The organism is Nonomuraea rosea (genome assembly GCF_039539705.1).
GTDB lineage: Bacteria > Actinomycetota > Actinomycetes > Streptosporangiales > Streptosporangiaceae > Nonomuraea > Nonomuraea rosea.
The window spans coordinates 1-6030 of record NZ_BAABDQ010000099.1 but is presented as its reverse complement, the minus strand read 5'-3'; the positions used below and the strand labels follow the sequence as shown (position 1 = coordinate 6030).

The window sequence follows — 6030 nt, the reverse complement described above, 5'->3', positions numbered from 1 at the left end:
ACCGAGACCGAGCCAGGATTGTTCGCTCAGCCACGCCCGTAACCCCGCACTACCCGCTTCGACAAGCCCCATCTCACGCAGGGCAAGCGATCAAAGGGACATCAGCTCGCGAACCGCCCTCTGATGTTGAGCATGGGACATCTCAGGCAGGCTTAACCGAACTGATCTTGATGGCGCCTTCAAGGTCGGGAGACAGGGCCGGTAACAGAGCGTGGCAGTTGTGGATTAGCTCAAGCAGGAGTTCCGGCGTGTCGCGGGTGGGTTTGATGTTCAGACTGAGTCGACCAGGTGGTGCGAGGGCCCATAGCCGATCTTCCAGCTCGCGCAATAGCCGATGAGCCCGTCGGCCGTGCATCGGACCGCGATGCTGACCCAGCGGATGTCCGAGGTCGGGGCGTCGTCATAGAAGGTGAAGCCGACTGCGGTCTCGAATTCGTCCGAACCGCAGGTGCACTCGACGAAGTACGTGGCTTCGTCGTCTTCTTCTGTCGTCGGCCAGTATTCCTCGCCGTCCAGCATGTAGACGGTCTGATCGCAGCTGGTGCAGGTGCGCCGCACGCATGTGGACGATTCATCCGTTTCGAGGAGGAAGACCTGGCCTGTGCAATGGCCGCAGCGTGCTGCCACCACCTGATGTGCCAGGTACTCGTGCGGATCCGCACCGAAGTAGGCGACCAGATCTTCGAGGGCGTCTCCTGCCCATCGCTCATTGATCTTCTTGAGTACCACGGAAGCAAGGTAGCGGGCGGTTTCGGACCGTGTGTAGGCGGGATGCTTGGCCGGCCTGGTGATGATGGGCTGGTCATGTCCCGCGTCCGCTTGAGCGTCCAACGGATCGGCGGGTGTCGGGCATACCGAGGCTGACGGTGGTGGTGCGGGTGGCTGCTTCTCTCATGGCCTGGAGTTTCTGTTCGGCGGCGGCAAGAGCGGTTTCGATCGCGGAGACTTCGCCGAGCCAGCCCTGTTGTTTGGCCTCGGCGAGCCGGTCGATGAGGTTGACGTGGATTTCTTCTAGCCGGGGCTTCTGATCTGGGTCAACGCGAAGGAGTGGGACGATCGCGGCGATGCTGTGTACGACCATCCGATCACCTTGCTCAACCGGTGGCGAAAACGCGAACGGCGGGCCTCGCCGGCCCTTTGCCCAGCTATGAGACGTTGAGCGGGGATCGTATCGACGCGCCCCCTGGCGTTCAGCGGGGCAGATCGTTACCAGCCGCGCGCCACGCCGCACGGCCGGCGTCAATGATCTTCTCGGCGGTGGAGGGGAGGAGACCGGTCCGCTGGGCCAAGTCGCTGATCGACCATGGCCGTCCAGCGGAGTCCCGCCCGAAGGCGTACTCCCACGCCAGTTGCCGTTGCCGCTCACGCTGGAGATCTTGGATGGAACCGACCTGTTCGCGCCGGGCGACCACCTCCGCGGTGGCCGCGATGTAGCGAGGCATGCCCATGCCGTGGCCTACCTCGGCAGGAGACTGCAGGGTGGCCATCGAACCGACGAGCGCCGCAACACCTCGGTCAATCAATGTGAGCGGACCCTTGCAGAGCGCGTAGCCCGCCAAGGCGGCAGGGGCCAGGCGCGTCCACCGCCTGCCCGTCCCGCGTGGTGACCCGATGCCAGACCTCGCACTCACGGGCGGCGGGCTCGCATCTGGGCGAAGGTCGATGGCTCCGACCGGCCCGAAGGTTCGAACTCCGTACAGGCTTTCTCTTGAAGGCAGCGGATTGTTGAAACACACTTCTGCTTCTGGAAACCCCGTCAGCGGGGGTAGGTCGTCCATCCCTGGTTGGGCGATCCGTCGCAGGGGAACTGGGCGGCCTGCCCGCCGTTGGCGGTGCTGCCCATGGAGATGCCGAGACACATGCCGCTCTTGCGGTTCTTCAGCGCGAAATAGTCTTCCGGGTATCCCTCGGGCATGACGAGCCAGTCCTGGTTGTAGTCGTTGGACGGGTTCGCCTGGATGGCCAGGGCGCCGAGGACGGTGCTGGCGCCGTCGATGCCGAGGTTCTTGCCGGTGCCGGCGTTCTGCAAGCTGTCGTACGCGCCGGCTGCGATCCAGTTCCACCTCTGTGCGAGTAAGAGGGGGTTTTCGGGCTGCTGGACGATCCTGGCGCCGTTGGCCGGGTTGCCGTTGAGGGGCTGCAGGTTCTTGTGGGATTTGAGGTTGTGCAGGTAGAAGGCCGCGGCCGCGTGGGCGGGTGGCGGGCCGGTGATCGCCGCAAGTGCGGCGATCATGACGGCCGCAGTGGTCTTCCGGATGCCGGTCATGTGATTCCCTTCGCTCTCGGCCAGTATCGGTACGCGGCCGTCAAGGGGGCGAGGGTGTTTCGGCGGTGGCCTAAAGACGCTGGTGCGCATCCCGCGAGCGGTCCATCGGTCCGATCCCGGGGATGCTCCTCAAGAGCTCCCGGGCGGCACGAAAGGGGACCATCATCTCCTCGACCTGCACATCGAGTTTGGCGAGCATCGCATTGAGCAGGTCGAGATGCTCCAAGTGCAGGCGGCACATCAGCGCATGATGCTCGTCGAAGCGGCCCTCCAAGGCCATCGACAAGTCGGGAATCTAGGCGCGCATCTTGCCCAGGGCCAGGTCGGCCAGGGCCGCGCCGCGCCGTTCCCCGTCGATCAGCGCTTCGATCATGTGGCGGCCGGAGACGGTGGCGATGCTGGAGGCCACCGAGTCCAGCTTGATCCCGGCATCCTGCAGCACCGCCCCGAGCCGCTGGATCTCCGAGGTGCGCTGCTGCACCACCTTGGTGCGATACCGCAGCGCATCCCGGGCGGCCTTGACCTGCTCGGTGGGAATGAAAGAGGCGTTCAGCAGCCCGCACTCCAGCAGTTGCGCCAGCCATTCGGCGTCGGCGTAATCGGTCTTACGGCCGGGCACGTTCTTGACGTGGCCGGGACTGCACACCAGCACCTGCTCGAACCGGCCGTGTTCGATCATGGCGTGGTAGACCAGCATGCTGTAGATCCCGGTGGCCTCCATCGCCACATGGGTGACGCCCTGGCCGGCCAGCCAGCCAGCGTGCCGCCTCTTTCAGGACGCCGTAGAACGTCTTGTAGATGCGCTTGGTGGTGGTCCGTCCCTGAGGGCCGTCACCCGGGACCCGCAACGCGACGGCGATCTCGTCCTTGCCGACATCGATCGCCGCGCATCGCTGGTAGAGAACCTGCATGCCGTCCCGCCTTTCATCGGAACTCGCTGATCAGGATGTACATGCCGCCCGCGGAGCCCCGAAAGTGATCTAAGAAGCTGACACTCGCGTTCACGACGCAACCGGGGGACACCCGCAGGTGAGGGCTCCAGCGTCAATCTAAGCGACGGTCTCCACGAGCCAAGGCGAACCGACGTCAGCGGGCGGCACACACACAGATTCTCATCCATGCGAGCACGCCCGAAGGGCGGATCTGGATCTAAGCGCTCACCGGCGGACCATCGGCTCAGGATCGTTCTCGTGCAGGCTTTCCACATCTGACCCATGCGGATCTGCCGCGATCCGGGCGCTAGCCCACGTCCACCGATTGCTCATCGTGAGTAGCGGACCTGGGTCGTCGGGCAGGCCGCCATCGCAGCGTCCCGAATGCTTCGTGCCCCCGACCTCTGCACATTTGGTGTACCCGACTCTGCACCGGAATCCGTACGCCGGCACCGGGCTGAGTTCGGTCAACTTGCCCTACCTGAAAGAAGAGATCATCATCCTCTGACCTGCTGGAAGAGTCCTTCAACCCTAGATAACGATCGACACAAGTTTCTCTGAACTAGAAGTGCCGGGTGCTGGTTCTGCTCTCGGGCAAGGCGGACGGCCACTCATGTTGTTGAATGTCCGCGTGGTGGACTGGACGCAGTTGGAGGACGTCTTCGGGACGGCCGATCAGATACCCGTGCTCCTGGCTCGAGTCGAGCAAGGATCCGACGATGTCGCCTGGCAGGAACTCGGCGATCGCCTCTGCCATCAGGGTGAGACTGTTTCGCCGGCAAGCGTCGCTGCGCTGCCGGCCCTCGTCGCGCTGGCTCGGACTGATCTGAAGGCCTTGGATCTCGCTGGCGACATCGTGTGCTGCGCCATGGAGCATCAGACCGACGTCTCGCTGCTCCGCGATCACGAGGGCTCGATTGCGGAGCTGGATGACCTTCTGGACCGCCGTCTGCGGACTCGGCCTTCGAACTACCAGACGACTTTCCGGAACCTCCTCGCAGCTCGCGGTCATGTTCGCTGGAGCAAGGTGCTGGGCGACTTCACTGATGACTTCTACTGGGTCTCCTGCCCGGCCTGCTCCTTGGACGTGACGGTCGCCATCGGAGACTTCGGGCGCTATTCCGCGGTAAGAGACTGGGATCTCGGCGATGTTGACCGTCGCGCGCTGAGGCCAGCGCGGGCCGCCGATCTGGCGGGCCCGGGTCGTTGGATGCATGACCTTGCGGTTCGCGACGGGCAGACCAAGCTGGCGGAGGGGCTGACCTTCCTCTTCGGGCAGGGCGAGTGTTCTCGTTGCGCGAATGTGTTCCGTATCTCCGAAGCACACAGTCCTGGGAACCTTCCGACCGAGCGGTTGACATAGCCGTCAGTCCTTTCGCGACAAAAGTGATTTCGGTGTCGGTTCCTGGCTGTCCACTGCCTCGGGCTCCGAACTGGTCGAATGACGGGACTCCAAGGAACACGGACGATGACCCGCGTTCCTGCCGGGCGTCGAGCTGGACGAGCGTGTCCTCGGCGCCAGCCAGGCTGACCCGCAGCCCTTCGACCTCACCGAGCCAGCCCTCGCGTTCGGCCTCGGCAATGCGGTTGTCGCGGATCTCTTCGATGCGGGCGCGTTGCACCGGGTCCGGCCTGAGAAGCGCACATCTGACGTGTTCATGCTGGCAGGGGGTTCCTTAGGGGCGGGCGCATCCTCCTAGCTCGACTTTGCGCTGGTCGAAGTATTCTTCGAACCCGAGCCATTCGGATTCGGTCACGGGGCGGTACTCATCGGTCGGTCGGGCCTGGCGGCGGCGGAGATCGTCCCATCTGAAAACCCCGCCGCGGCCCTGGCCAGCACGAACCCGGCCAGCACGTCGGTCTCCAGCGCCTCCAGGTCCTCGGCGGTGGCGGGAGCCCGGGCCACCTGAAGACCCTTCGCCACGGCCAACGCCAACTCGGGCCTCCTCGTCTTCGCTATCCGTGCAAGACGAACGACGAGGACGATAGACCTTCAGAATCTCTGAAGTCTCATCAATCTCGAAAGAACCAGGAATCCGAGGAAGTAAGCCCAGGTCCTCCGGCTATATCAACGTTCAACCAGTCAACGAACTCTGGGGTTATTTCTCACACATGATGTCAGTGGGCCGGCGACACAAGAGCGTCGGTACGTCGCGACACGGAAATGCCAGTAGGTCGGTCCCGCCGGGGGTCTCCCACCCCGCCGCAGTTGTGCGTGAGCAGGTTGTCTTCGAGTGCACGCCCCGGGCTCACCCATTGCCGACGCCGATGTCCCGTGAAACCATCCATCGATGCGTGTAAAACTGTTGCATCGCAATGGATTACGCCTCCTCCTGACCCTGGTCACAGCCGCCCTCTCCATCACACCCCTGGGCCTGGCCACCCCGGCATCCGCCGCCGTTCCCGACGGCCACAACTGCTGGTACGTCGCGCCGGGCAGCCCACCGAGCAAGACCGACGCCAAGACCGTCAACGACAGCGCGACGGTCCAGTGCGACGGTCCAGCGCGCCGCATCGACGCCACCCCGGCATCCGCCGCCGTGCCCGACGGCCACAACTGCTGGTACGTCGCGCCGGGCAGCCCACCGAGCATGACCGACGCCAAGACCGTCAACTACAGCGCGACGGTCCAGTGCGACGGTCCAGTGCGCCGCATCGACCTCACCGTGGAACTGCTCTACCACGGGCTGATCGCCGGCCCCGGCGTAACCGTGAGCGGCCGCACCGACGTTTGGCAGAACACCACCCTGACCCCCGTGTTCGGCCTCGGCACCCCCAGCCCGGGCGCGTCGTGCGAGCCCGGCTATTACTCGGGCCGGGCGACCGCCACGG

Annotated in this window: 9 protein-coding genes; 2 read left to right on the top strand and 7 right to left on the bottom strand. The window is 64.6% G+C overall.

What is annotated here, in order from left to right; translation table 11 throughout:
- Positions 1 to 270: 270 nt before the first annotated feature.
- The 6 genes from ABEA43_RS67360 to ABEA43_RS67335 all read right to left on the bottom strand — a co-directional run bounded on the left by ABEA43_RS67360 (position 271) and on the right by ABEA43_RS67335 (position 3017).
- Positions 271 to 729, bottom strand: coding sequence for a hypothetical protein (locus ABEA43_RS67360; protein WP_345581352.1), 459 nt, complete (start codon positions 727 to 729; stop codon positions 271 to 273).
- A gap of 73 nt (positions 730 to 802) precedes the next feature.
- A complete protein-coding gene (locus ABEA43_RS67355) occupies positions 803 to 1081 on the bottom strand; it encodes a recombinase (protein WP_345581349.1) in 279 nt (92 codons plus the stop codon).
- Between the two features lie 109 nt (positions 1082 to 1190).
- Positions 1191 to 1559, bottom strand: coding sequence for a hypothetical protein (locus ABEA43_RS67350; RefSeq protein WP_345581346.1), 369 nt, complete (start codon positions 1557 to 1559; stop codon positions 1191 to 1193).
- Positions 1560 to 1756: 197 nt separating this feature from the next.
- Positions 1757 to 2266: an RICIN domain-containing protein gene (locus tag ABEA43_RS67345; protein WP_345581343.1), complete on the bottom strand. Its 510-nt coding sequence runs from the start codon at positions 2264 to 2266 to the stop codon at positions 1757 to 1759.
- 70 nt (positions 2267 to 2336) lie between these two features.
- Positions 2337 to 2552 (bottom strand): hypothetical protein, encoded by a 216-nt coding sequence (locus ABEA43_RS67340; RefSeq protein ID WP_345581340.1) that lies wholly within the window; start codon positions 2550 to 2552, stop codon positions 2337 to 2339.
- 9 nt (positions 2553 to 2561) lie between these two features.
- Positions 2562 to 3017: an IS110 family transposase gene (locus tag ABEA43_RS67335; RefSeq protein WP_345581355.1), complete on the bottom strand. Its 456-nt coding sequence runs from the start codon at positions 3015 to 3017 to the stop codon at positions 2562 to 2564.
- A 794-nt stretch (positions 3018 to 3811) separates the two neighbouring features.
- Between ABEA43_RS67335 and ABEA43_RS67330 the strand changes: the two genes are divergently transcribed.
- A complete protein-coding gene (locus ABEA43_RS67330) occupies positions 3812 to 4561 on the top strand; it encodes a hypothetical protein (protein ID WP_345581337.1) in 750 nt (249 codons plus the stop codon).
- Between the two features lie 390 nt (positions 4562 to 4951).
- Here ABEA43_RS67330 and ABEA43_RS67325 read toward each other — a convergent pair whose 3' ends face one another.
- Positions 4952 to 5134 carry a hypothetical protein gene (locus ABEA43_RS67325; RefSeq protein WP_345581334.1) on the bottom strand — a complete coding sequence of 61 codons (183 nt, stop codon included), beginning with the start codon at positions 5132 to 5134 and terminating at the stop codon, positions 4952 to 4954.
- Between the two features lie 355 nt (positions 5135 to 5489).
- Here ABEA43_RS67325 and ABEA43_RS67320 point away from each other — a divergent pair.
- Positions 5490 to 6030 (top strand): hypothetical protein (locus ABEA43_RS67320; protein WP_345581331.1); only part of this gene is annotated, 541 nt, incomplete at its 3' end.